Origin of the sequence: Acinetobacter sp. YH12064 (genome assembly GCF_013419735.1) — a bacterium.
In the GTDB taxonomy this organism is placed as follows: Bacteria; Pseudomonadota; Gammaproteobacteria; order Pseudomonadales; family Moraxellaceae; genus Acinetobacter; species Acinetobacter amyesii.
The window spans coordinates 64,104-87,494 of sequence record NZ_VOZP01000011.1 but is presented as its reverse complement, the minus strand read 5'-3'; the positions used below and the strand labels follow the sequence as shown (position 1 = coordinate 87,494).

Genomic DNA, 23,391 nt, shown 5'->3' with positions numbered 1-23,391 from the left:
TATTTGCATGTGTGCATTTGCAAGTGTGGAAAAATACGTTACTTCACCACATCACGCCAACGCAATAGGTATTGTTCTAGATATTTCATCAGGCTATCGGTGATTTTCCCTAAGAGCGCCAATAGAATAATGGCAATAATTACGATATCTGGACGTGAGGTTTCACGACCATCACTGAGCAAATAGCCAATACCTTGCGTGGCTGCAATCAACTCTGCTGCAATCATAAACATCCACGCCAAACTTAAACTATTGCGTAAGCCTGTAAGTATACCCGGTGATGCTGCAGGTAAAATAATCTCACGAATCTGCCTGAAATATTTCAAACGATAAACTTGTGCAACTTCAATGAGTTTTCGGTCTACACCTTGAATCGCTGCAACGGTATTGGTATAGGTCGGGAAAAAAGCACCTATGGCAATGAGGGTGATTTTTGAAGATTCATCAATACCTAACCATAAGAGCAGTAAGGGAATCCACGCCAAACTGGGGATAGATTTAATTGCTGAAAATGTAGGTTCCAAAAATGCTTCGGCTTGTTTGTTCAAACCGACCAAGAGTGCAAAAATCAGAGCAAGTCCGCTACCAATAAAAAAGCCTAAAAATACCCGCCAAGTACTGGTCCAGATATGCTGCCAAAGTTCACCTTCAGATAACTCTATAAATGACTGCCAAAGACTACTCGGAGCAGGGAGTAGATACGGTTCGATAACACCATTTTTGACCAAGATTTCACATAGCAGCAATAAAACCACAGGTAGAGCAAGACCTTTTAAAATCAAGATCAACTTGGGTTTTATATGGTTTGATGAATCGGAAGCGGTCGAAACCGCTGTATCGACTTTGGGTTGAGTCACTGATAATGACATGTTATTTCACAACCTTTTTCGCATAACGTGCATCAAAAAGTTGGTCAATGACTTGATTGACATTGGTTCCTTTACGAACTAAATCTTCCTCAGTCAAAATCGTGCCAGATTTCTTTAAGGCCGCAATGTGTTTAGCTGTTGGGATATTTTGCTCAAAGTTGGTACGACTTAACTGGAGCTTGGCAACAGCCAATGGAAGCTTAGACTCACGTGCTAATAATTCGGCTAATTTATCTGGATTGGCTTTGGCCCATTGTCGTGCTTGTTCATAGGCTTTAATCACAGCTTCAACGGCTTCAGGACTTTGCTGGCTAAATTGTTGTTTGGTACTTAAAACACTATAGCTGTTAAAACCCACATTTCTATACAGCAAACGTGCGCCTGATTGTACTTGTGCAGATGCCATGAGTGGATCTAATCCCGCCCATGCATCGACTTGACCACGTTCTAAAGCTGTTTTTCCATCAGGATGTTGTAAATGTACCAATTGCACATCACGTTTATTGAGGCCGACTGTTTCCAAAGACTGCAAAGTAAACATGAATGGATCGGTTCCTTTGGTCGCTGCAATTTTTTTGCCTTTGAGGTCTTTCAGACTTTTAATCGGAGAGTTTTTTGCCACAAGCAATGCCGTCCATTCAGGCTGTGACTGGATGTATACAGTTTTAATCGGACTGCCATTGGCACGACTCAAAACGGCTGCAAGTCCTGCCGTTGAGGCAAAATCCACACTGCCACTATTGAGATATTCAAGTGAGCGATTACTACCTTGGCTAAAGACCCATTTAATTTGTGTTTTGGGTAATGCTTTTTCTAAGAGTTTTTGTTCCTTCACTACTAAACTGGTCGGTGCATAGTAGGCATAATCCAGTTTAAGTGTCGAAGGAATAGCAGCAAATATAGAGCTACTGAATAGGCTGAATGTCAGCGTAGAAAAAATTAGTTTTGAGCTTTTAAATAGGGAAGTCATATCGTTCACAATCAAGTGTTGAATTATGAGCACATAGATACGACGGAAATATTTCAGAAACAAAACAGAATAAATGCTAAGAATAATAGAAATCGAGATAAGCGTATAAATCAAATATAGGTATTTGATTTAAAATACTTTATTGGATTTAATTGTGGTGAAATTTCGTTATATAAATTAATGTGTAAACTTGCATGAAAAATGCTTAGATATTTTAGTGTAAAGAATATTCAAAAATTATAGTGAATTACAGACTTAAAATAACTTTTCCAATAAAAAAGCAGCTCTCGCTGCTTTTTATATGTGATCAATACTTACATTGGGTAATCTTGTAAGCTATCGAAAACTTCAACTTGTTCTAAAGCTGCTGTTTCTACTGCAAGACAGTAAGCAATAATTTTTGCAGTTGCACTCACTAAATTTTCATCTTTTAGATTTGCACCCGCTTGAATTGCTTCAATGTCATCCGCTTGAATATCCAGCGCATGAGCAACTTCAACTGCATTTTCAGTGCTAAAAAATTGTGAGATTAAATTTTGCAAATCGATATCTGCGACAGTTTTAAGCTGTTCATGAAACAGGTCATCAATTGCGTCAATCTGAGTGAAAAGAGAATCTGAAAAGTTTTGAACAAGTTGTTGTTCAAGAACATCAATCATCTTAAGCATAGGAAAGCCTTTCAAGGAGATGCAGGAGAATTGGAAAATAAATAAGCAAATCGCTTTAAATTGAGTGAAAAATAACCTAATTAGACTAAAGTAGCAATCACTCAAGGATGAATGGTCAGTCTATTTATTGAATGTTTTTAAGTTATTGATTTTCTATTCATTAGATGAATATTCAATTTATAAATAGTGAATATCAAATTTTAGGCCTTGAATTCAGGCGCATTATTTTGTCGATATGCACCGGGACTGACGCCTGTCCATTTTTTAAAAGCCCGATGAAAAGCACTCGGATCATGAAAATTCAGTTCTTCACTGATATCTTGTAAGCTTTTATCGGTATGGGTTAAAAAATCGATGGCGGTATCTCGTCGGATATCATTTTTGAGTTGTTGATAACTCACACCTTCACTTTTAAGACGGCGATGCATTGTGGCTTCCGACATATTCATTTTGACCGCCAACTCATAAAACTCTAACCATTCGGCAGGAGGAACGTCTAACAGTTGTTTACGAATTTGGCTGCTGAGCGCATACGGGTTTTTAAAGCGTACCAAAAGGTTTTCAGGTGTTTGTTGTAAGAATTGATACCACGAACGTGTGTCTTGTTTGATTGGTAGACTTAAATAACTGGCATCGAGCTGTATATAGTTTTGACTGGCTTGGTAATGAATATTTTCACAGAAGCGGACTTTATAGTCGTGATCATCAAGTGGTGCATCGCATTTAAATTGGATTTGGTTTAATAAAATCCGTTGACCACTTAGCCAGCACAGTAGCGTATGGATAAGCATTAAATATGTGGCATAGCTGAACATGCGTTTAGGCGCTTGTTGGTCATAGATCACGATATAAGCAAAGTGATCTTCAATGGTTAAATCACTATGCAAGTCATCTAAAACCAGATTTAAAAATTGTAGGATTTGCTTAAGTGCATCCCCCAAGGTGCTGTTATGCATGACCATTTTCGACAGTAGCTTAAAACTACCACGTCGCATGGCATGCCGATCCATGCCAAAAAATTCATCATCCATCACATCTGCAAGATGAGTCCATAAAGCCGCATATTGTGAAACGGAAACTCTGGTCTTACTTGATAGCAGTAACTCTGAGGGTATACCAGACTTTTGTAAAATAGAAGAAATATCAAAGTGCTTTTTTTGCGCATCGTGTAATGCTTCATGCACCAAGTCGATAGAAATCGTCCCTTTACTGTATTCGAGTCCATGCTTCGGCATATGTGCGGATAGGTCCTTGTTCAGAATTGTCCAAATACATCAGAAAAGATGCAACATTTGGAAATTGTACTGAATAAATTCTCTGTTTACTCTGCATCTTAAGTCGAATTTAAAACAAAGCATCATAAATAGGGAAATGCTATGGACATTAAAGGAAAAGTTTTTGTTGTGACAGGTGGTGCATCAGGACTAGGCGCTGCGACAGCAACACATCTGATTGGCCTGGGCGCAAAAGTGATTATTGTGGATATGAATCATGAGCATGGCGAAGCGATGCAACGTCAACTGGGTGATCATGCCAAATTTGTTCAATTGGATGTTACCGATGAACAAGCGGTCGGCGCTTTCTTTACACAAGTTGAAGCGGAATTTGGTCAACTTAATGGCTTAGTGAACTGCGCAGGTATCGCACCCTCTGCAAAAGTTTTAGGTCGTGACGGATTACATGATTTGGCGATGTTCCAAAAAGTATTAAATATAAATGTTTCAGGTACATTCAATATGCTGCGCTATGCGGCACAACTGATTGCTAAATATGAATTAAAAGCGGATGAAGAAGAGCGTGGCGTGATTGTGAATACGGCGTCGGTTGCGGCTTTCGATGGTCAAATTGGTCAGTCGGCTTATGCAGCATCAAAAGGGGCAGTGGTTGCAATGACATTACCTCTTGCACGTGAGCTTGCACGTGAATCAATCCGTGTGATGACCATTGCTCCAGGTATTATGGAAACGCCGATGCTCAAAGGCTTAGCACAAAATGTACAAGATGCTTTGGGGCAAATGGTGCCTTTCCCACCACGTTTAGCAAAACCACAAGAGTTTGCAAAATTAGTGACACATATTTTTGAAAATGCCTATCTCAATGGCGAAGTGATTCGTCTTGATGGCGCGATTCGTATGCAGCCTAAATAGTTATTTATTAAAACTGCTTATTCAGGCTTCTACGACGGAGTCTGATCGAGAATAACTTTGTTGACAGTAGCTTATCTCGTTACTTTTGTTTCGGCAAAAGTAACCAAAACCATAGTTATTTGTAAAACTCGTCATCAAGTATTTATTGATTTACAGGTTACAGAAACATTAGAGATTAATGGCGTCCTGCCTCAGACAGTTGCAAATGACGTCGGCGTGTATCCAACTTTGCTTTATACAGCCAAAGTATTTTTAATTCCGCAGTTATCCAAAATTTAAAGCTATACGCGCTATAAAAGATTTAGAAAAGGAAGTCTCATGATTTTAAATGATGAACAAAAAATGGTTCAGGACATGATGCGAAGCTATTCGCAAGAAAAACTGAAACCAACGGCAGCTGAGCGTGACAAAACGGCAGCATTTCCTGCACAAGAGCTAAAGGAACTTGGTGAGCTGGGTGCTTTAGGCATGACGGTTTCGGATGAATGGGGTGGTGCAGGTTTAGACTATGTGTCTTTGGTTGTTGCCTTAGAAGAAATTGCTGCTGGCGATGGTGCGATTTCCACAATTGTTAGCGTACAAAACTCACTGCCTTGTGGCATTACGCAGAGTTATGGTACAGAAGCACAAAAAGAAAAATACTTAAAAAAATTAGCCACAGGCGAATGGTTAGGTTGTTTTTGCCTAACAGAACCACAAGTGGGTTCAGATGCGAGTGCGTTGGAATGTAAAGCGGAGCGTGATGGTGATGAGTGGGTGTTAAATGGCACCAAGCAATTTATTACCACAGGAAAACATGCCCAAGTAGCCTTAGTTTTTGCGGTAACAGATAAGTCTGCAGGTAAAAAAGGGATTTCGTGCTTTTTAGTACCGACGGATGCGCCGGGTTATATCGTATCGCGATTAGAAGACAAAATGGGTCAGCATTGTTCCGATACAGCAACTATTGTTTTAGATGATTGTCGTATTCCTGCGGATAGTCTTTTAGGCCAAGAGGGTGAAGGCTATAAAATTGCCTTATCAAACCTAGAGTCAGGTCGAATTGGCATTGCAGCGCAGTCTGTGGGTATGGCCCGTGCGGCATTAGATGCAGCCGTTGAATATGCCAATGAACGCAAGGCATTCGGCGTAGAGATTGTACAGCATCAAGCCGTGGCATTTCGCCTCGCGGATATGGCCACCCAAATTGAGGCAGCACGCCAGTTAATTTTCCATGCAGCGACGTTAAAAGATGCAGGTTTTCCATGTTTAAAAGAAGCCTCGATGGCGAAACTTTTTGCATCGACGATGGCTGAACGGGTGTGTTCAGATGCGATTCAGATCCATGGGGGCTATGGTTATGTATCTGATTTCCCAGTAGAACGAATTTATCGTGATGTGCGTGTCAGTCAAATCTATGAAGGTGCATCGGACATTCAGCGGCTGGTGATTGCACGTGAAGTCACCAAAGGGTGAAAGGTTAAAAAATAGACTTTAGTCGATGTTCAAACCCTGCAATGGCGTTGATGGTTCTGGAAATTGCAGGGCACATCCAAACATGGTTATCTAGGTATAGACAGTCTAAGAATAGGTAATTTACGAATAGATTGTCGAAGAGTATAAGTTTCAAAACTAAAAAACCGACATTGCAATCGGTGTATAGAAAAGCAGTAAAAGCGGATGTGGCAAAGGAATCGTCACTAGTACGCAGCGGTACAACAACAAGATCAATAAACCTCAAAGTCATGCACTTTGAATCATAGAGAACAGGATAGGAATTGTCGTCATGAAGACACTAGAACAAGCATATCGTGATTTTAATTTTGAAAAAATGGTTGCAGAACAATTGGTCGGTACGCCAAGTTCAATCAATGCTTATGATGAATGTTGTGGGCGCTATGTTGGGCAAAATCGAACTGCACTGATCTGGGAAGGTAAAAATGGTGAATCTGAACAATGGACTTTTGAGCAATTAGATTTAGCTTCTGCACAATTGGCGAATTATTATCAGCGCATTGGGCTAAAAGCAGGTGATTGCATTGCAGGTCTATTACCCCGTACTGCAGAGTTATTGATTACTATTTTGGCAACATGGCGTATAGGGGCAATTTATCAGCCTTTGTTTACGGCATTTGAGTCCAAAGCGATTGAGCATCGGGTGCAAACTGCGGGAACAAAGCTGATTGTAACCAACACTGAGCAACGATCAAAACTTAATCACATTGATTTACCGCATATTTTAAACGTACATGCCGATCAAGCAATTCAAACAGATCCTGACTTTTGGTCAGAGTTGCAATTGCATGACGCCACATTTAACTCAGTTCCCCGTTCATTTGACGATGAATTTTTAATGATGTTTACATCGGGAACGACCGGTTTAGCCAAGTCTGTACCTGTGCCACACAAAGCGTTATTGGCATTTAAAGGGTATATGACACATGCGGTTGATTTGCGTGATGAAGATTCATTTTGGAATTTGGCAGATCCGGGTTGGGCTTATGGTTTGTACTATGGAATTGCAGGGCCATTAAGTTTAGGACACAGCATTATTATGGATGAACGGGCTTTTAGTGTTGATCATGCACTTCAAGTCATCAAAAAATATAAAGTCAGTAATTTGACTGGTTCACCAACGGCTTTTCGTATGTTCTTTGGCTTCAAAGAAAAATTTGATGAATCCCTAAAATCACATTTACGGGTTGTGAGTAGTGCAGGAGAGCCACTAACGCCCGAAGTGATTCAATGGTTTAATCACGATTTAAACGTCAATATTTATGACCAATATGGGCAAACAGAACTCGGTATGGTGATTGCAAATCATCACGCTTTAGAACACTACAAAAAAGTGGGTTCAGCCGGTTTTGCTATACCGGGCCATCGTTTCGCGGTGCTTAATAAAGACTATCAAGAAATTGAACGTGGTGGCATTGGAACATTGGCATTAGACTGGTCGCAATCTCCACTCATGTGGTTCACAGGCTATGGTGGCAATAATCGTAAAGCCTTTGTCGGGAACTACTATTTAACCGGTGATACCGTTCGTTTAAACGAAGAAGGCGGCATTGATTTTGTAGGTCGTGCAGACGATGTCATTACAACGTCAGGCTATCGTGTAGGGCCTTTCGATGTGGAAAGCACATTATTAGAGTGTGAAGAGGTTTTAGAGTCGGCAGTTGTTGGTAAGCCTGATCCTGAGCGAACTGAATTGGTCAAAGCTTTTGTGGTATTGAAACCACAATATCAAGCAAGTTCAGAACTCATGGATAAGCTACAAGCCTATGTAAGATCTCGTTTATCCAAGCATGCTTATCCAAAAGAAATTGAATTTGTAGATGGGTTGCCTAAAACATCGAGTGGAAAAATCCAACGTAATCTGTTGAAGCAACAAGAAGTGGCTAAAGCGCAATTAATTCAAAAGGTCAGTTGAGTCAATTTATATACGTAAAAAAGGCTGCATGATGCAGCCTTTTTTAAATTGATGTTTGAGCTGGTGAAACCATTCATTCGAGATCATATATGTATTTGACTACCTATGGGACAATCCAAATTAACCTAAAATTAAAGCATTAATTCGAATCAATAAAATCATTTATTTTAAGTTCAGGGTATTATGTTCAGTATCAAGTTCTTGAGTTTTACCCGTTAAATTGCCTTTCAAAACTTTGAATAAATGGGTGACTTTATTGTCTTTGACATTCCAGAATTCTGCACTAATAGCATTAGCTATCAAAACGCGAACAGTAGGATCAGTCTTGCCATCGAACCAGTTTTCAGCCCAAGGATTCCATAATTTATCGATTAGGGCCGCATCTGTACTGATTTCTCCATGAGCACTAATTGATACATAAATATCGTCTGAAGGTTTAGCGAATGCTAATCCAAGATGATTACGACCTGCATTGACTGCCTCTACAAGGTCATTGTTTTCTTTCATAAGAAAATAGATATTTTCATGCTCATTCATCTTATCAGAATTAAGCATAGTCATAGGTTGAGAATGAATTTCTTGCTTGTCAGTGACATGGCTAATCATGGTGAAACGCACGTCTTTAATGAGTTTCCATAATTTTTGTCGCTGATCTTGTTCAACGTATTCTTGTGACATTTTTATTCTCCACTTTTAAGTAATCACTTTGGGGTAAAGGGGTAAATATGACCGAGCACAAAGTATTTGAATAATGTGTGTTAGCTCATAAGTTTATCTAACATATTGTGTCAGCAATTTAATTCTCACTGAATTCATACATATACCTACGGATTAAATCTCTTCGCATACATAAACGCTTAAAATGTCTTGAATTAAGTTTTATTTTTTGAGGCTAAGGTAGAAAAGAATCATTAAAATGAACCTAATGTAAGTAGCTCTAGTGCAACTAAATATGTTTAAAAATATAACTATATTTTTTATTTATTATTTTTAAAACATGTATACGCTATACCTCTATGATGTTTCTACATACTTAAGGTGTCTGAGATACTGTATTTTAAATAGTGTAATTGAAGATACGCTAACTAAGAAAAATACCATGTCTACAGAGCATTTATTTTAACTTTAAGCTGTATATTGTCTTGCTCAAATAGCAGGGTGTTTTTACACTGTTTCGGGTTTGTACTCGAACAACATTTGATGGATATCGGTGTTTTAATCTTTTGCCTGCGATATAAACTCGCCCATTTTTCATGCTTGACGAATTTTAATAAGGAAATACTTTGTCTACGTTTAAATCGAATGAATCAACATCTGAATTTGAATTAAGTGATGATGAAATGCATCTATACAGCCGTCAAATATTGCTTGATGGTTGGGACATCGATGCGCAAGAGAAGCTAAAACTTGCCAATGTACTCATCGTGGGGTGTGGTGGAATTGGTTGTACTACAGCCGAATTATTGGCACGTGCAGGCGTTGGCCAAATCACTTTGATCGATGCAGATCGCATTGAAATCAGTAATTTGCAACGACAAATTGCGTATACCAAAAATGACGTAGGTTTTTATAAATCGGAAATTTTGGCTAAACGCTTACAAGCGATTAATCCGCATATCCGAGTGCAAAGCTATACCACAAAATTAGATGAAAGCAACGCAAGGGCATTGATTTCACAGCAAGATTTGGTTCTCGACGGTTGTGATAATTTCAGCACGCGTTATTTGGTCAATGTGAGCTGCGTAGAAAATAATGTGGCGCTGATTAGTGCTTCAGCGATTGGTTTCCAAGGGCAACTGTTTATGGTCGAAGGAAACGCGGCATGTTATGAATGTCTATTTCCAAAAGAACAACAAGCCAATGAAAGTTTGCGCTGTGCAGACTCGGGTGTGCTTGCAACCACACCAAATGTTATGGCAAGTTTGCAAGCTCATCATGCTTTACTTTATTTGGGTTTAGGAAAGACAGTATTGAAACAAAAACTTTTGTTGTGGGATGGTCTGTCAATGAAACAAAAAATTCTCGCTTTTGAAAAAGATCCAGATTGTCCAATCTGTCAGGCAAGATAAAGCAGCAAGCCCTTATTTTTTTGCTACACTCATGTTAATTATTTTTTTCTAAGACATTATGAAAAACAATATCTGGTTAGATGGAATTCGCTCGGTTGCCCGAATGGGTGAGACCGCAGTGGTCGCGGCTAAAGCCGGTTTTAAATACGCGACAGAAAAACCAAGTAACGCAAAACTCATGCGTGAAACTTTTGAATCACTGGGTTCAACCTATATTAAATTAGGTCAATTTATTGCAAGTACACCTTCTTTATTTCCACGTGAATATGTCGAAGAGTTCCAAGGTTGTTTAGATCAGACACCTTCATTGCCGTTTAGTTATGTGCAGCAGGTATTGGCTTCAGAATTTGCTGGTCGTAATTTAGATGAAATATTTGCTTCAATTGATGAAAAGCCTTTGGCTTCTGCATCGATAGCACAGGTACACGCTGCTAAATTGGTCAGTGGTGAAAATGTTGTTATTAAGGTGCAAAAACCGGGTGTCGAGACGATTCTCTATACAGATTTAAACGTCTTACATTGGGCTACTAAATTGGTTGAAAAAGCTGTACCTAAAGTTAAATTTGCCTCACTTGCAGATATTGTTGAAGAAATTAAAGTTCGCATGGTACGTGAGGTGGACTTTATTGAAGAAGCTCAAAATCTTGACGACTTTGTGAATTATCTGAATGTGACTCAAAACAAAGCCGCGACTGCACCAAAAGTTTATCACCAATATTCAACACGTCGTGTCTTAACGATGGAGCGTTTATACGGCGTACCATTGACTGATTTTGATGTGGTTAAAAAAGTCGCTAAAGATCCATCGCAAGTTTTGGTGACAGCGATGAATACATGGTTTGGCAGCTTGATGTTATGTAATAGTTTCCATGCAGACTTACATGCAGGCAACCTGATGCTGCTAGAAGATGGTCGAGTTGGCTTCATCGATTTTGGTATCGTGGGCCAGTTGAAACCTGAAGTGTGGACAGCATGTATTGCGTTTATGGATGCCCTACAAAAAACTGACTACAACTTGATGGCTGAAAATATGCTGAAAATGGGCATGACGGCTGTCAAAATTGATACACAAGTCTTAGCTGCCGACTTAGAGCGCTTATTTAGCGGTGTGCTTTTGGCCGATCCGCAAGAGTTATTAACCTCAAATCCTGCCGATTTGAATGACATCATGATGGATATGGTACAAGTCGGAGAGCGTCATGGTATTCGCTTCCCACGTGACTTCGCTTTATTATTCAAACAAATGTTGTACTTCGATCGCTTTATGCGCATCCTTGCGCCATATACTGATATTTATGCAGACCAGCGTATTCAAATGGTGCAGACTATGGACCCTAATTTATTGTTGAAGCAATAATTTAGTCGCAAGATATAAATAAAATCCTCTTGCTTAAACAGGAGGATTTTATCGATGTTTAAGATTTTATTTTGAGTGTAAGAATGGACGCAATTATCATTGAAGGTTTAAAAGTTGAAACTGTCATCGGCTGTTTCAATTGGGAGCGTCAGATTATTCAGCCTTTGATGCTCGACCTCAATATTCAAACCAGTTTAGCGCAGGCGGCTCAGTCAGATGAGCTTGAAGATACCTTGAATTATGCTGAAATTTGCGAAATATCAGCCAAAGTCATTCAAACTGCTCAACCTAAATTGATCGAACATGCAGCAAAACTGGTGATTGATGCACTTTTTGCTACCTATGACAGCATTGAATCTATTATGATTAGCATCCGGAAGCCTGCCATTATCGCGCAAGCCAATTCTGTAGGAATTCGTCTTGAACGCCACCGAAACGATTTTCGCCCTAGCTCTGGCGAGTAATTTCAATCCAAAACCGCATTTTCAACTGGCTTTACGTCAAATTCAGGCTTTGGGTCATGCTGAATTTTCCAAAATTTATGTGATTCCTTGTCGTGATGGCATTGGGGCGGATTATTGGAATGCAGCTTGTTTGGTGAAAAGCAGTTTATCTGTAGATGAAATCAGCACCTTACTGAAAAAAATGGAAGCAGACTCAGGTCGTGTTCGTCCGTCTCATAATATCGCTTTGGATCTGGATCTGATCGCGTGGGGCGAAGGCTTAGCGCACATGCAATTTAATCCGAAAAAACTGCCATTAGCACTCGATGTTAAAATTCCAATGTTCGACATTTGGAAAAATGAAATGTTTGAACATCCAGCACATCAATTTCCTATGGTGAGTTGCCAAAAAGTTTTAGTGGATTGAGCGAATGAAACGAAATGTTTTTAATGAACATGAGTGATATTTCAAACTGACCTTAAATACGCTAGATAAACAATAACAAAAATATTCAAATCCTGTCATGGTATGAGCTAGCGTATAGGCTGTCGCAGGATTACATTATCTTTTTAGCTTCAAAATACTGATATGAACTGGACGGATCTGATTCAGCACTATGGCTATATTGCGATTTTTATTGGCACATAGTTTGAGGGAGAAACAGTGCTGATGATTGGCGCCTATGCCGTCCATCAACACATACTTCATTTTCCAATGTTGATTGCAGTGGCGATGCTAGGCAGTTTTATTGGTGATCAGTTTTATTATCAAATGGGCGCTCGCTATGGGCAAAAACTTATCCAGTCGAATGCAGAATTTGCACAAAAATTCGATCGTGCGAGCCAGTTTATTGAACGTTATCCTATTTTGACCATTTTATTTATGCGCTTTGCTTGGGGCTTTAGAACCATTTTACCTATTGTTGTAGGTGTGCGTGCTTATCCTGTTTGGAAATATGTGCTGATTAATCTGGTCGCCTGTTTTATTTGGGCGATGTTGGTCGCTACGATTGGCTTCCAAATCAGTCATTATTTACATCTATTTTGGGCGAAAATGCTGCCTTATCATCAAGATATTTACATCGTTATTGCCGTTATTTTATGTATCGTATTCTTCCGTGTGCTCTATACGGTTTTGAAGTGGTGGTGTAAGCATCATCAACATTGATAAAGTGAACGTGGCTGATCAGATAAAGTCGTCAAGACATAATTAAAAGATTTAAAGGGATATTTAGTGAGAGCAATATGGGTTTAGGTTATGGTGCGGGTGCGATCGCCTTTATCATTATGTGTTTTTCGGTGTTGCTGGTCATATTCGTGATTCCTGCTTGGTTGTATTGGAATGCATGGCAGAAAAAACAACAGAAATTAAGCAAGTATCATCCTAAACTAGATAAAACTGTAAAATGGGGGCTATCGACTTTACTCATTTTTCCAATTTTTGTTCTCTTGAGTTATGCAGAGATTGCTTTTTCAAATCATCAATCAGATCGTGCTTATCAAGAGTATATGGCACAAATTATTATTCAGCTTAAACAACCTTTAGTTTATGGTGAGGTGATATTGCCTCAGGGGACATGGATTAACCGATCATTTGAAACCAACTATTCTCTTGAACAGATGACTGATATTCGTCAAGGTTTGACATCGGCTCGTTTTCCACAGCCTATTCAAATAGCTGGATTTGATGTTATTGCATTTGAGCTGCATCGGCATTTATTGCTTGAGTTGGCACATGATCAAACCGTTATGATGAATAACCAAAAAGAAATTTGTCCGGCAGGATGGCTGCTTGAGTTAGGTGGAGCTGGTTATCCGTCCACTGCACAACGTTATAGGTTGAATTTTGATTGGTTTACACCAAGTCGATGGCAGCCTATAAACTGTTTTGATGGCGAAGGAATTATTGTATTAGAGTCAAAACATTACTTATGAAAAAGCCTGCATCATTGCAGGCTTTTTGTTCACTATTTATAAAACTTAGCGACAATCATTAGAAAATCATTAAATGTAATAACTGGTTTTGGTCATCAGCTTTGAAATACCAGTCATGGCAATACGAACTGGAACAGGAAGGTCTACACCACCTGCATTGAGTGCTGTATCACGGTGATGCAGCTCATCTTCATTCATTTGCACTAAGATTTTACGTGAACGTTCGTCTTGTTCAGGAAGTTGGCGGATGTGATCTTCTAAATGCAGGCTCACTTGACGCTCAGTTTCAGCGACAAAACCTAAGCTGTATTTATCACCGGCAATACCTGCCAATGCACCCATCCCAAAAGAAAGGCCGTACCAAACAGGGTTGAGCAGACTGGTATGGCTGTCTAATTCTTTTAAGCGGTCTTCACACCAAGCCAAATGATCTTGTTCTTCAATCGCAGCTTGTTCCATTTCACGGCGTACGTTCGGCAGTTTCGCGGTGAGGGCTTGGCCATGATAAAGCGCTTGAGCACAAACTTCACCACTATGGTTGACCCGCATTAGACCTGCCACATGGCGTGCTTCGCTGACTGCAAGTTGAGTCTTTTCAGCAACAGACGGATTTTCACGATGTGCAGCCGTTGCTCCGGGAACTAAACTACGTAAGGCCTGATCAAATGAGTGAATAAGTTTGTCGACACCTGTAAATTGACGCATGGATTAATCCTCCAGAGAGACTTGCGTAGTTTGAAGCAAAGGTTTGATTCGTTTTAACAGCCAAATACAGAAAATGGCGCTAAGTACAGCAGTCGTGCAGAAAAGTATTTTAATATCAATCTGTAATATGCTCAAAATAATAATACAGAATAAAGCAGAAGATACCATAAATACCGCATTTAAGATGTTATTAGCGGCAACCACTCGTGCACGATGTGAGCGAGGTGAATAAGCTTGCATCATCGCATAGAGCGGAACGATATAAAAACCACCACTAATACCTAATAAAGTCACGGCAATCATGACATGGTAATAGCCCCAACCTTGATGAAAAACTTCTGAAAGGGTAATAAGTGGGCCAGTTTGAGTCGGGACAAGCGTTAAACTAAATGCTAAATACAGTGCAAATACCGTTAAACCGACAGCACCGATGGGAACCATCTTAATATTGACTTGAGTGCCGCCCAATTTACGACAAAGCAATGAACCTACGCCCACACCGACAGAGAAAAAGGTCAATAGCAAGCTAACGACATTTTCTGAAGCATGCAGGTATTGCTGAGTCATTTGTGGAATTTGGGTGAGGTAGGTTGCACCATAAAACCAATACCATGAATTACCGAGTAAAATTGTGAAGACTAAAGGCAAGCTTTTAGCGTATTTGATGGTTTGATAACTTGTTCGAAAAAAATTCCAGTCGATCTTTAAATCTGGGGCAGTCACATTTTGCTTAAGGATAAAACGACTTGAGATATAACCCAAAATAGCAATGCTTAAGACTGTCAGGCTGATCCAAGTGAGATTGCCATTTGAAGATGCAATGACAGTTCCACCTAAAATCATACCGATCAAAATTGCCATGGATGTACCAGATTGGAATAAGGCATTTCCAGACATGAGTTCATTTGGCTTTAAAATTTCAGGCAAAATGGCATATTTGATTGGACCAAAGAAGGTGGAATGGATTCCCATCATAAAGAGTGCCAATAACAATAACCAAATATGTCCCGTAATGAAGCCCAAACTCCCAATCATCATGATGATAATTTCTAAAATTTTGATACCACGGATAAGTTGTGAACGTTCAAACCGATCTGCGATCTGTCCCGCTGTCGCTGAAAATATAAAGTAGGGTAAAATAAAAAGTAATTGAGCTAGATTTGTAAGCGTACTTACTTGAAATGCTTGCTGTTGAATTAGTCCATAAGTGATAACGAGTAGTAAAGCCTGTTTATAGACATTGTCATTGAGCGCCCCAAAAAATTGGGTCAAAAACATAGGCAGGAAACGGCGTGTACCTAGCAGATGTTCGTTGTTATTCATAAGCGTCTTGCTACATTAAGTTTTATTAAGAAATGTGAGTGATTGGTAAAATCTCTAAAAAAATCATGTAATATGTTTTTGAGTTTGGGGATGGCGAAAAACCAATAGATATAAGATCTTTAGCTCTACATCTGATTGACTAAGTCCATTACATAATGAAATTTGTTAGAGTTTGCTATGCCTGCAAAAATCAAGTTTAAAAAAACAATGCTTCATCACAGTATGGCTCACTGCATACGACAGCATCATAGCAATAAAAGTCTATATATGAGCATCTTTTTGACCTTGTGTGCTCAGCATAGTTTCGCCCAAACTCCCGCGGAAACTGTTCCAACCTCTGCAGATACAAAAGCAGAGATTGTTGCTGAAATCAAGGATGAGGCTGTAAAGCAAGGGCTGTCGACGCCTGAAGCAATTGAAAAAATTGAAAATATAAATGAGCCGGAAGAATCTGTTGATAGCATGAAAATGCTGCAAGAACAGCAGCAAGCAGGAACACAACTACAAGAATTTAAACCCATTGAGTTTGAAGATTTAGAAAACTTACCCGTGACACCTGTTGATCAAAACATGGCGAATGAAATCTTCCAAGTTGCTGAAGAAGCCAAACGTCAGGCGCAGGAGTACCGTGCGACACAGCAAACAGAAGTTGCTGTTGCGGACATTACCCAAAAAGAGTTAACGGAAATTAACCAAGCGCCAGTCAATATTGATCAGCTCATGGGTGAAATTCGCTCTGACAATGAAATTATCGCAACACAAAATGAAAATGCCAGTACGCTGCAAGAGCTGAATAATCCAACCGTGGAAGATGACGCAGAGCCGGGTATTTTTAAGCGCTTATTATATAAAGTGCGTCCGCCACGTCAGATGAATACGGCAAAAGTGCCACGAATTAGTGCAGATGTTGAAATTACCTCAGCACATAATACCAGTCAAACGTCGAGTAAGGCCTATGGTGCGGCACTGGAGGATCTCAAAGCCAATATTAAAGGCAAGCTTTCAAGTTTTACTCAAGAGTCTTTTAGCGATTTTCCATCGGCTTTGCCTCAATTACGCAGCTTGTCCAATCAAGCTGCGCAAGCTGTGGGCTTCTATCAGTCTGAATTCAAATTTGAAAAGGTATCTGACAGTAAAGTTCGTGTATTGGTTACACCAAATACGCCTGTGCAAATTGAAAAGCAAAATATTGAATTTTCTGGGGCTGGAGCAAATCAAGCTCAGTTTCAGGTGATTGGTGTTTTACCAGATCAGGAAGAAGGTGACATTCTTAATCATGGTGAATACGAAACGACGAAAGGCCGAATTAATGATGCAGCAACTAATAACGGTTATTTCGACTCGTACTGGCGTTTGCACGATGTAAGAGTGGCTCAACCACAAAATACAGCCGATATCAATTTGCGATTTGAAACGGGTGAGCGTTATAAGCTTGGCGAAGTCGAATTTCGAATGAGTGATCCTAATGCAGAGTTTCCATTGGATCGAGATATTTTAGAAAGTTTGGTGACGTGGAAAGACGGTGCTGATTATACTTTCTGGCGTGTAAATGGTTTAGCCAATAACCTAACTAACTCTCGCTATTTTAACTACACCTTGGTTGATGCGATTCGTCCAGACCCAATTGAAAAGCCGCTTGAACTGCCACCAGATATTCAGACCTTGGTCGATCAAAATCAGTTGTCTGAAAGTTCACAAGTGGTGAAAGACAAAACGGAAGTGATGTCGAATAAGGAAGTCACGCAAAAAGTGGTTGATGAAGACCAATTTGCGGGGGTGAATGATGCAGAGCAATCCTCTAAATTACGCAGTTTGCAAGTTACGCAAGATGCTAAACAAGCAGAACAAGAACGTTTAAAAGCGCAAGCACGTGAAGATAAAAAAGTCCCTGTGATCGTGACACTAAATGCAGATAAGTTGAATAGTGCAGAAATTGGTGCTGGTTTTGGTACCGACACCGGTACACGTGTTCGTGGCCAGTATCGTCGTGCCATTGTAAACAAACGTGGTCATTCTTTTGACGCCAACATGGAAGTATCCAAAATCCGTCAATCGATTGATGGTCGCTATAACATTCCATATAACCATCCATTAAATGACTATGTCAGCTTGGTCGGTGGTTATGAGCGTGAAGAACGTGACGATGTCGGTCAAGGCGTTAATCTTTCGATTGAATCTGCTGTAGCTGGGGTTGACCGGATTATTAAAAACCCACGTGGTAGTTGGCAGCATACCTTTGGTTTACGTTACCGTTTGGACCGTATTACCGATGACGGCCTAAGTCCTAGTGATGACATTCCAGATGCGTTCTTGGTAAATACCAACAATGAACAGCAGTCTTTGATGTTTGGCTATGAAATTTCTCGAACCGACTCTGATAAACGTGTGAATCCGAGTAAAGGGATCAAGCAAACCTATAAAGTTGAAGTCGGAAGTGAAAGCTTACTTTCAGATGCTGACATGGCGATCTTGAATGCGGGCTGGCGCTTTATTTATTCATTGGGTGAAAATGATAATCACCAGTTCGTGGGGCGCAGTGATTTAGGTTATATTCTGACAGAGAACTTTGATAAAGTTCCTTATAACTTACGCTACTTTACCGGTGGTGACCAAACCATTCGCGGCTTTGACTATAAGAGTTTAGCTGCCGAAGAAAATGGCTATAAAATTGGTGGTCAAGTCTTGGCAACGGGTTCATTAGAATATAACTACCAATTTAAAGAAGGCTGGCGTGCTGCGGTCTTTAGTGACTTTGGTAATGCGTACGATAAAGACTTCAATACACCGACTGCATATAGCGCCGGTGTGGGGATACGTTGGGCTTCTCCAATTGGCCCAATTCGTTTAGATGTCGCTACTGGACTTTCTGACGACAGCAAACCAATTCGTTTACATTTCTTTATTGGTTCACAATTATAATTTTTAGGTGATGTGTTTTTTATGACTGAACAAGAACAGCAAGAACCAGAAAACGAAACGCCGGTAGAGCAACTGCCAAAGAAGCGTCGTATTCTTCGAAGTGTCATTTTGACCTTCGTGTTCGTGCTTATCTTTTTGGTGGCTGCATTAGCAGTCATGTTCTCTACAGACAAAGGCAGTAAGTTTTTACTTGACCGTGTTCTGGAACGTCAGCAAATCATTCACTATGAATATGAAGGTGGTAACCTGTGGCGGGGCATTATTTTACGAAATGTCCTCGTTACGCTAAAACCTGTCGATGTAAAAATTGACCGTGCCGATATTACACTCGGTTGGCGCGCCATTATTAATAAAGAAATTCATTTAAATAAAGCAGATGTTAAAAATCTGCAAATTATTACCAAGACCCCACCTAGCGATAAACCTTTTGCATTTAGTGAAATCCGTCTGCCTTTCGTCCTTCGTGTCGATCATGCAGATCTAGATCATATGCTGATTAAAACCCATAGTTCAGGTGTGGATTTTTATGACATTGAATTGAATGAAGCGCTTTGGTCAGGGACGGAATTAAAATTTGAAGATACCCGTATGGATATGGGCTATTTATCTGTGCGCCAAGCGTCTGGGAATATGAAATTTGAAGGCAAGTATCCGCTAAATGCTGTGGGTATTGTCAATTTACCTTCACTACGTGAAAGCTTGAACATTCATGATATTCAAGTGGTGGCTAAAGGATCTCTTGATACGATTCAAGCTGGTGTGGCAACTCATACCCCAGATCTTTTAACTGGTTGGGCTGTGGTTCATCCAATGCGTCCACATGTTCCAATGTTTGGTGCACTCAAATTTAAAAACTATCATTTACCTTTACTGACTGAGCAAAAGCTTTTTGCTAAAAATGGTCTGGCAAAATTCAAAGGGGATATTCAGCGTCTTAATTTAGATTTAGACACGGACCTGAGCGGTGCCAATATCCCTGAAGGTAAATATACTGCGCTCATGAGTACGGACTTGGTCAACCAACTTGATATTACTAACCTAAATGGACAAGTAATGGGCGGCGCTGTCAATTTGGGCGGCGTGGTGAGTTGGAAAGATCAGGTCACTTGGGATGTAAGCGGTCGTTTAGATAAAATTAATCCAAAACATAAGCTGATCCCGCAGGTGGTTCAAGATTTTCTACCTGTAAATTTAAACAGTAAGATTGCGTCTAAAGGCACCCTTGAAAAAGGCATGCACCTGACGGCGTTGGTGGATTTTGATCAATATGAAACTTGGAATTTAAAACTCGATCAAGCGCCTGCTAAAAATAATAAAGCTCAGCCGATGCTGATGGATGTGTCTTGGAAAAATATAGACCGTTCAGTGCCATATGTTGGATGGTTGAGTAGTGATTCGGGCAATGTGCAATTGGCGCTTACAGAAGGTCAGCAAAACATTAATGTGGCGACCACCGTGTCACGACATGAAAAAGGTGCTCTGCCTGCTGGACAATATCAAGCCAAACTGAATCTGAAAAATAACAATCTCAATGTCCCTGCCTTTAGTTATGTGGCCGACAAAGGTCAGCTCAAAGGTAACGCAGTTGTAGAATTGCCTGATGAAAAACGCATGCTGAAATGGCAAGCCAATGTACAAGCACAGCAGTTCAATCCGCAAACCATCGTGGCTGCTGCGCCTGTCGACCAAATTACAGGGTCATTAAAAGCCAATGGTTATGCAAAACCAAATCAACAGATTATTCAGCTGAATAATATTGATTTGTTAGGCCGACTAGCACAGCAAAATGAAACGGTTCATTTAACAGGTAAATCTACTGCTGCGCTGACTTTCCATGATGAGAAACAAGGTGGAGGCTTTAAAGCTTTTGCTGTGAATTATGATGGTGGCCTCAATGCAAGCCAAGTTGCCGCAAGTAAAGGCAGTTTGATTTTCAAAGTATCGGGTACACCTGAATTAATTAAAATAGCCGAGCTGCGTCATGATGGCGTGGCAGGTAAAATTTCTGCCAATGGACAAGTTTTACTACAAAAAGCCATTGGTTGGGATATCAATGCATCACTGGTGCATTTTAAGCCGCATTACTTTGCCTCAAATGTACGGGGTGAATTATCTGGAAATTTAAAAACCAGTGGTGTGTGGTCAGATGCGCTAAAACGTATTCAAATTGAACGTCTGAATTTGGCAGGTATGATCAATAACAAACCTGTCCGTGGTCAAGGTAACTTGGCGATGGTGATTAATTCAAATCAATCCGGCTTTATGCCAAAACAGTTTGAAGCGAATAATTTGCTGTTGGCTTATGCCAATAACCAAATTCAAGCCACTGGTAATGCACAAAATTTACAATTGAAAATTAATGCACCAGCGTTATATGAAATTTATGCAGGCCTACGTGGACGTGCTTATGGCTACTTAAATGTTCAAGCACAGCCAAGACTGCAAGCGTCTGCCAATATCGCAATAGATGACTTCGCTTTTAATAATTTATTCGGTGTAAAAAAAATACGGGTACAAGGCGAGTTGCCAACTTCTGCGACTTCACCAAGTTTATTAACGGCAACGATGGATAATTTACGCAGTAACAACCGTGAGATTGTGAAAGGTCAAATTTCACTGGCCGGTACACGTAATGCGCATTTATTAAAAGTCAGTGCTGAAAATAAATTAACAAAATTTTATGTGCAGTTAGCTGGTGGTTTTAACGCACAAAATAATTGGCTTGGTCAGATTCAAAAAGGCGATTTTGACTCCTTGCGTACACGTCTTGTGCAGCGTCAAAATGCATCGATTATTTACAACACTGCACAGTCTGACTTATTTGTTGGCGCACATTGTTGGATGAGTCAGCAAAGTGAATTATGTTTTGATCAGCCGATTCGTGTGAATAAAAACCGCGGCAATGTATCTTTTGTGACAAAGAACCTAGACTTAAATGATTTTGCAGCATTTATGCCTGAAGGCCTGGCGATTACGGGTAAAGTGAATGGTTATGCGAAAGCGTCTTGGGCGAAAGGTGCAAAACCTAAAATTGATGCACGATTAGTGACTCGTGACGGTTTACTCGGTTTAGCAGCGGAAGACCCACAGTATTTAGCATCCACTTTAAAATATGATGAAGTAGGTTTGATTGCGAAAAGTGTCGCTGAAGGGCTACAAATTCGACTCGATACCAAAGCTCCTGATATTGGTACAGGTTATGCCAATATTATTATTGATCCATATAAAGCCAATAAACCGATTCGCGGTGAAGTGGCCTTTAACCAAGTTCAATTGAAAATCTTAAAACCATTTATACAAGATGTCCGTTCAATGGGCGGCACGTTGTCTTATGCGGCAAAAATTAGTGGAACATTGTCTCAGCCTTTAATGGATGGTGAGATTCGAGTGAAAAATGGCTCGATTAGCATGATTTCATTACCTGTGAACTTGACCAATATTCAGTTGTATTCTGCTGTACGTCAAAACCACGCGACGATTGATGGTGCATTTAATAGTGGTCGTGGTGTGGGCAAATTAACCGGAAATATTGACTGGAAAAATGATCCACGTATCCAGTTGAATTTAACGGGTAAGGAAATGTTGGTCCGTCAAGCACCATTGATCACCGCTGTTGTAACGCCTGATTTATCTTTAGATGTGCTGCCTTTCAGTAAGAAATTAACCTTAAAAGGTAAAATTGATGTGCCGCGCGCATTGATTTCGATGCCAGAATCGTCTGCAACAGTGGTTGGGGTATCTTCAGATGTACGTGTGGTACATGAAGGTGATAATCAACTTGAAATCTTAAAATCAGCACGTCCTTGGGATATTCGCGCTGACGTACAGGTAAATATTGGTAATCAAGTGATTTTCCAAGGTTTTGATAGCCGAATTCCGTTGATTGGTCGTTTGAATTTGACACAACGTGGTTTAGAAACAGCAATGCGTGCCAATGGTGCAATCGGTGTTTCTCAGCGTGTGAAAATCGAAGCTTATGGTCAAAGTCTGGACTTGAACCGTGCGATTGCCCGTTTTAATGGACCATTGGCGAACCCTACTTTAGATATTGATGCCAATAAAGCCGTGCAAGGCAGTACTGTTGGTGTTCGTGTGACAGGTACAGCATCAAGCCCTGCAATTCAGGTGTATAACGATGCAGGTCTATCTGAACAAGAAGCCTTAAATGCCTTAATTACAGGTCGTATCAATGAAGGAAGTTCAGGTTTAAGTCAGGCGGAAGGTTTCCGTTCTGATGTGAACAACACGATTGCTGCAGCCGGTATTAGTATGGGCTTGGGTGGTACACGTGCATTGACCAATCAAATTGGTCGTACATTTGGTCTGAGTGGTTTGGCATTAGATGCTCAAGGAACAGGAGATGATACTCAGGTTTCTGTGACGGGTTATATCACACCTGACTTATTCATTCGTTATGGTGTCGGGGTATTTACACCAGTGAATAAACTGACCTTGCGTTATCAAATGAATCAACGTTTGTACTTGGAAGCGAGTCAGTCTTTAGAGCGTGCAATTGACTTATTCTATAACTGGCGCTTCTAAGTGAAGCAAAATTTGAGTATAAAAAACGCAGCTTA

18 protein-coding genes are annotated in these 23,391 nt (G+C 40.1%); 11 read left to right on the top strand and 7 right to left on the bottom strand.

Annotated features, from left to right (window positions below; genetic code table 11):
• Positions 1 to 38 precede the first annotated feature (38 nt).
• The 4 genes from FTU13_RS11795 to FTU13_RS11780 form a co-directional block, all read right to left on the bottom strand.
• Complete coding sequence (locus FTU13_RS11795; protein WP_180127116.1) at positions 39 to 869, bottom strand: ABC transporter permease; 831 nt, start codon at positions 867 to 869, stop codon at positions 39 to 41.
• A 1-nt stretch (position 870) separates the two neighbouring features.
• On the bottom strand, positions 871 to 1,839 hold the full coding sequence (locus FTU13_RS11790; protein ID WP_180127114.1) for an aliphatic sulfonate ABC transporter substrate-binding protein: 969 nt from the start codon (positions 1,837 to 1,839) through the stop codon (positions 871 to 873).
• A 314-nt stretch (positions 1,840 to 2,153) separates the two neighbouring features.
• Positions 2,154 to 2,507 carry a hypothetical protein gene (locus FTU13_RS11785; protein WP_111884287.1) on the bottom strand — a complete coding sequence of 118 codons (354 nt, stop codon included), beginning with the start codon at positions 2,505 to 2,507 and terminating at the stop codon, positions 2,154 to 2,156.
• Positions 2,508 to 2,707: 200 nt separating this feature from the next.
• On the bottom strand, positions 2,708 to 3,742 hold the full coding sequence (locus FTU13_RS11780; RefSeq protein ID WP_180127112.1) for an AraC family transcriptional regulator: 1,035 nt from the start codon (positions 3,740 to 3,742) through the stop codon (positions 2,708 to 2,710).
• Between the two features lie 141 nt (positions 3,743 to 3,883).
• Here FTU13_RS11780 and FTU13_RS11775 point away from each other — a divergent pair, with 141 nt between their 5' ends.
• From FTU13_RS11775 to FTU13_RS11765, 3 genes are all read left to right on the top strand, one after another.
• Complete coding sequence (locus FTU13_RS11775; protein WP_180127110.1) at positions 3,884 to 4,654, top strand: 3-hydroxyacyl-CoA dehydrogenase; 771 nt, start codon at positions 3,884 to 3,886, stop codon at positions 4,652 to 4,654.
• Positions 4,655 to 4,972: 318 nt separating this feature from the next.
• Entirely contained in the window at positions 4,973 to 6,109 is a 1,137-nt protein-coding gene (locus FTU13_RS11770) for an acyl-CoA dehydrogenase family protein (protein WP_180127108.1), read from the top strand.
• Between the two features lie 310 nt (positions 6,110 to 6,419).
• The gene (locus tag FTU13_RS11765; protein ID WP_180127106.1) at positions 6,420 to 8,063 is read left to right on the top strand and encodes an AMP-binding protein; all 1,644 of its coding nucleotides are present in this window, start codon (positions 6,420 to 6,422) and stop codon (positions 8,061 to 8,063) included.
• A gap of 162 nt (positions 8,064 to 8,225) precedes the next feature.
• On the opposite strand, the gene FTU13_RS11760 is transcribed toward FTU13_RS11765, so the two are convergent.
• Positions 8,226 to 8,741 (bottom strand): pyridoxamine 5'-phosphate oxidase family protein, encoded by a 516-nt coding sequence (locus FTU13_RS11760; RefSeq protein ID WP_180111882.1) that lies wholly within the window; start codon positions 8,739 to 8,741, stop codon positions 8,226 to 8,228.
• Between the two features lie 662 nt (positions 8,742 to 9,403).
• On the opposite strand from FTU13_RS11760, the gene FTU13_RS11755 reads away from it, so the two are divergent.
• The 6 genes from FTU13_RS11755 (at position 9,404) to FTU13_RS11730 (ending at position 13,867) form a co-directional block, all read left to right on the top strand.
• Positions 9,404 to 10,132, top strand: coding sequence for a HesA/MoeB/ThiF family protein (locus FTU13_RS11755; RefSeq protein WP_180127295.1), 729 nt, complete (start codon positions 9,404 to 9,406; stop codon positions 10,130 to 10,132).
• A gap of 58 nt (positions 10,133 to 10,190) precedes the next feature.
• Complete coding sequence (locus tag FTU13_RS11750; RefSeq protein WP_078193949.1) at positions 10,191 to 11,489, top strand: AarF/ABC1/UbiB kinase family protein; 1,299 nt, start codon at positions 10,191 to 10,193, stop codon at positions 11,487 to 11,489.
• A gap of 83 nt (positions 11,490 to 11,572) precedes the next feature.
• On the top strand, positions 11,573 to 11,953 hold the full coding sequence (folB, locus tag FTU13_RS11745; RefSeq protein ID WP_168377722.1) for a dihydroneopterin aldolase: 381 nt from the start codon (positions 11,573 to 11,575) through the stop codon (positions 11,951 to 11,953).
• The gene (locus FTU13_RS11740) at positions 11,910 to 12,359 is read left to right on the top strand and encodes a 2-amino-4-hydroxy-6-hydroxymethyldihydropteridine diphosphokinase (RefSeq protein WP_111884984.1); all 450 of its coding nucleotides are present in this window, start codon (positions 11,910 to 11,912) and stop codon (positions 12,357 to 12,359) included. Before folB ends, FTU13_RS11740 begins: the two co-directional genes overlap by 44 nt.
• Before the next feature lie 243 nt (positions 12,360 to 12,602).
• Positions 12,603 to 13,100 (top strand): DedA family protein, encoded by a 498-nt coding sequence (locus tag FTU13_RS11735; RefSeq protein ID WP_180127294.1) that lies wholly within the window; start codon positions 12,603 to 12,605, stop codon positions 13,098 to 13,100.
• 77 nt (positions 13,101 to 13,177) lie between these two features.
• Positions 13,178 to 13,867: a hypothetical protein gene (locus tag FTU13_RS11730; RefSeq protein ID WP_180127104.1), complete on the top strand. Its 690-nt coding sequence runs from the start codon at positions 13,178 to 13,180 to the stop codon at positions 13,865 to 13,867.
• 69 nt (positions 13,868 to 13,936) lie between these two features.
• On the opposite strand, the gene coq7 is transcribed toward FTU13_RS11730, so the two are convergent.
• Both coq7 and FTU13_RS11720 read right to left on the bottom strand, forming a co-directional pair.
• Positions 13,937 to 14,572, bottom strand: a complete 636-nt coding sequence (coq7, locus tag FTU13_RS11725) for a 2-polyprenyl-3-methyl-6-methoxy-1,4-benzoquinone monooxygenase (protein ID WP_078188555.1) — start codon at positions 14,570 to 14,572, stop codon at positions 13,937 to 13,939.
• A 3-nt stretch (positions 14,573 to 14,575) separates the two neighbouring features.
• Complete coding sequence (locus tag FTU13_RS11720) at positions 14,576 to 15,895, bottom strand: MFS transporter (protein WP_180127102.1); 1,320 nt, start codon at positions 15,893 to 15,895, stop codon at positions 14,576 to 14,578.
• 177 nt (positions 15,896 to 16,072) lie between these two features.
• Here FTU13_RS11720 and FTU13_RS11715 point away from each other — a divergent pair, with 177 nt between their 5' ends.
• On the top strand, positions 16,073 to 18,814 hold the full coding sequence (locus FTU13_RS11715) for an autotransporter assembly complex family protein (protein ID WP_180127100.1): 2,742 nt from the start codon (positions 16,073 to 16,075) through the stop codon (positions 18,812 to 18,814).
• A 21-nt stretch (positions 18,815 to 18,835) separates the two neighbouring features.
• Positions 18,836 to 23,356, top strand: coding sequence for a translocation/assembly module TamB domain-containing protein (locus tag FTU13_RS11710; protein WP_180127098.1), 4,521 nt, complete (start codon positions 18,836 to 18,838; stop codon positions 23,354 to 23,356).
• The last annotated feature ends 35 nt before the right edge of the window (positions 23,357 to 23,391 follow it).

Coding starts and splice junctions, on each gene's coding strand:
- FTU13_RS11795 (WP_180127116.1), bottom strand. CDS start 869: ATGTCATTATCAGTGACTCAACCCAAAGTCGATACAGCGGTTTCGACC.
- FTU13_RS11790 (WP_180127114.1), bottom strand. CDS start 1,839: ATGACTTCCCTATTTAAAAGCTCAAAACTAATTTTTTCTACGCTGACA.
- FTU13_RS11785 (WP_111884287.1), bottom strand. CDS start 2,507: ATGCTTAAGATGATTGATGTTCTTGAACAACAACTTGTTCAAAACTTT.
- FTU13_RS11780 (WP_180127112.1), bottom strand. CDS start 3,742: ATGCCGAAGCATGGACTCGAATACAGTAAAGGGACGATTTCTATCGAC.
- FTU13_RS11775 (WP_180127110.1), top strand. CDS start 3,884: ATGGACATTAAAGGAAAAGTTTTTGTTGTGACAGGTGGTGCATCAGGA.
- FTU13_RS11770 (WP_180127108.1), top strand. CDS start 4,973: ATGATTTTAAATGATGAACAAAAAATGGTTCAGGACATGATGCGAAGC.
- FTU13_RS11765 (WP_180127106.1), top strand. CDS start 6,420: ATGAAGACACTAGAACAAGCATATCGTGATTTTAATTTTGAAAAAATG.
- FTU13_RS11760 (WP_180111882.1), bottom strand. CDS start 8,741: ATGTCACAAGAATACGTTGAACAAGATCAGCGACAAAAATTATGGAAA.
- FTU13_RS11755 (WP_180127295.1), top strand. CDS start 9,404: ATGCATCTATACAGCCGTCAAATATTGCTTGATGGTTGGGACATCGAT.
- FTU13_RS11750 (WP_078193949.1), top strand. CDS start 10,191: ATGAAAAACAATATCTGGTTAGATGGAATTCGCTCGGTTGCCCGAATG.
- folB (WP_168377722.1), top strand. CDS start 11,573: ATGGACGCAATTATCATTGAAGGTTTAAAAGTTGAAACTGTCATCGGC.
- FTU13_RS11735 (WP_180127294.1), top strand. CDS start 12,603: ATGATTGGCGCCTATGCCGTCCATCAACACATACTTCATTTTCCAATG.
- FTU13_RS11730 (WP_180127104.1), top strand. CDS start 13,178: ATGGGTTTAGGTTATGGTGCGGGTGCGATCGCCTTTATCATTATGTGT.
- coq7 (WP_078188555.1), bottom strand. CDS start 14,572: ATGCGTCAATTTACAGGTGTCGACAAACTTATTCACTCATTTGATCAG.
- FTU13_RS11720 (WP_180127102.1), bottom strand. CDS start 15,895: ATGAATAACAACGAACATCTGCTAGGTACACGCCGTTTCCTGCCTATG.
- FTU13_RS11715 (WP_180127100.1), top strand. CDS start 16,073: ATGCCTGCAAAAATCAAGTTTAAAAAAACAATGCTTCATCACAGTATG.
- FTU13_RS11710 (WP_180127098.1), top strand. CDS start 18,836: ATGACTGAACAAGAACAGCAAGAACCAGAAAACGAAACGCCGGTAGAG.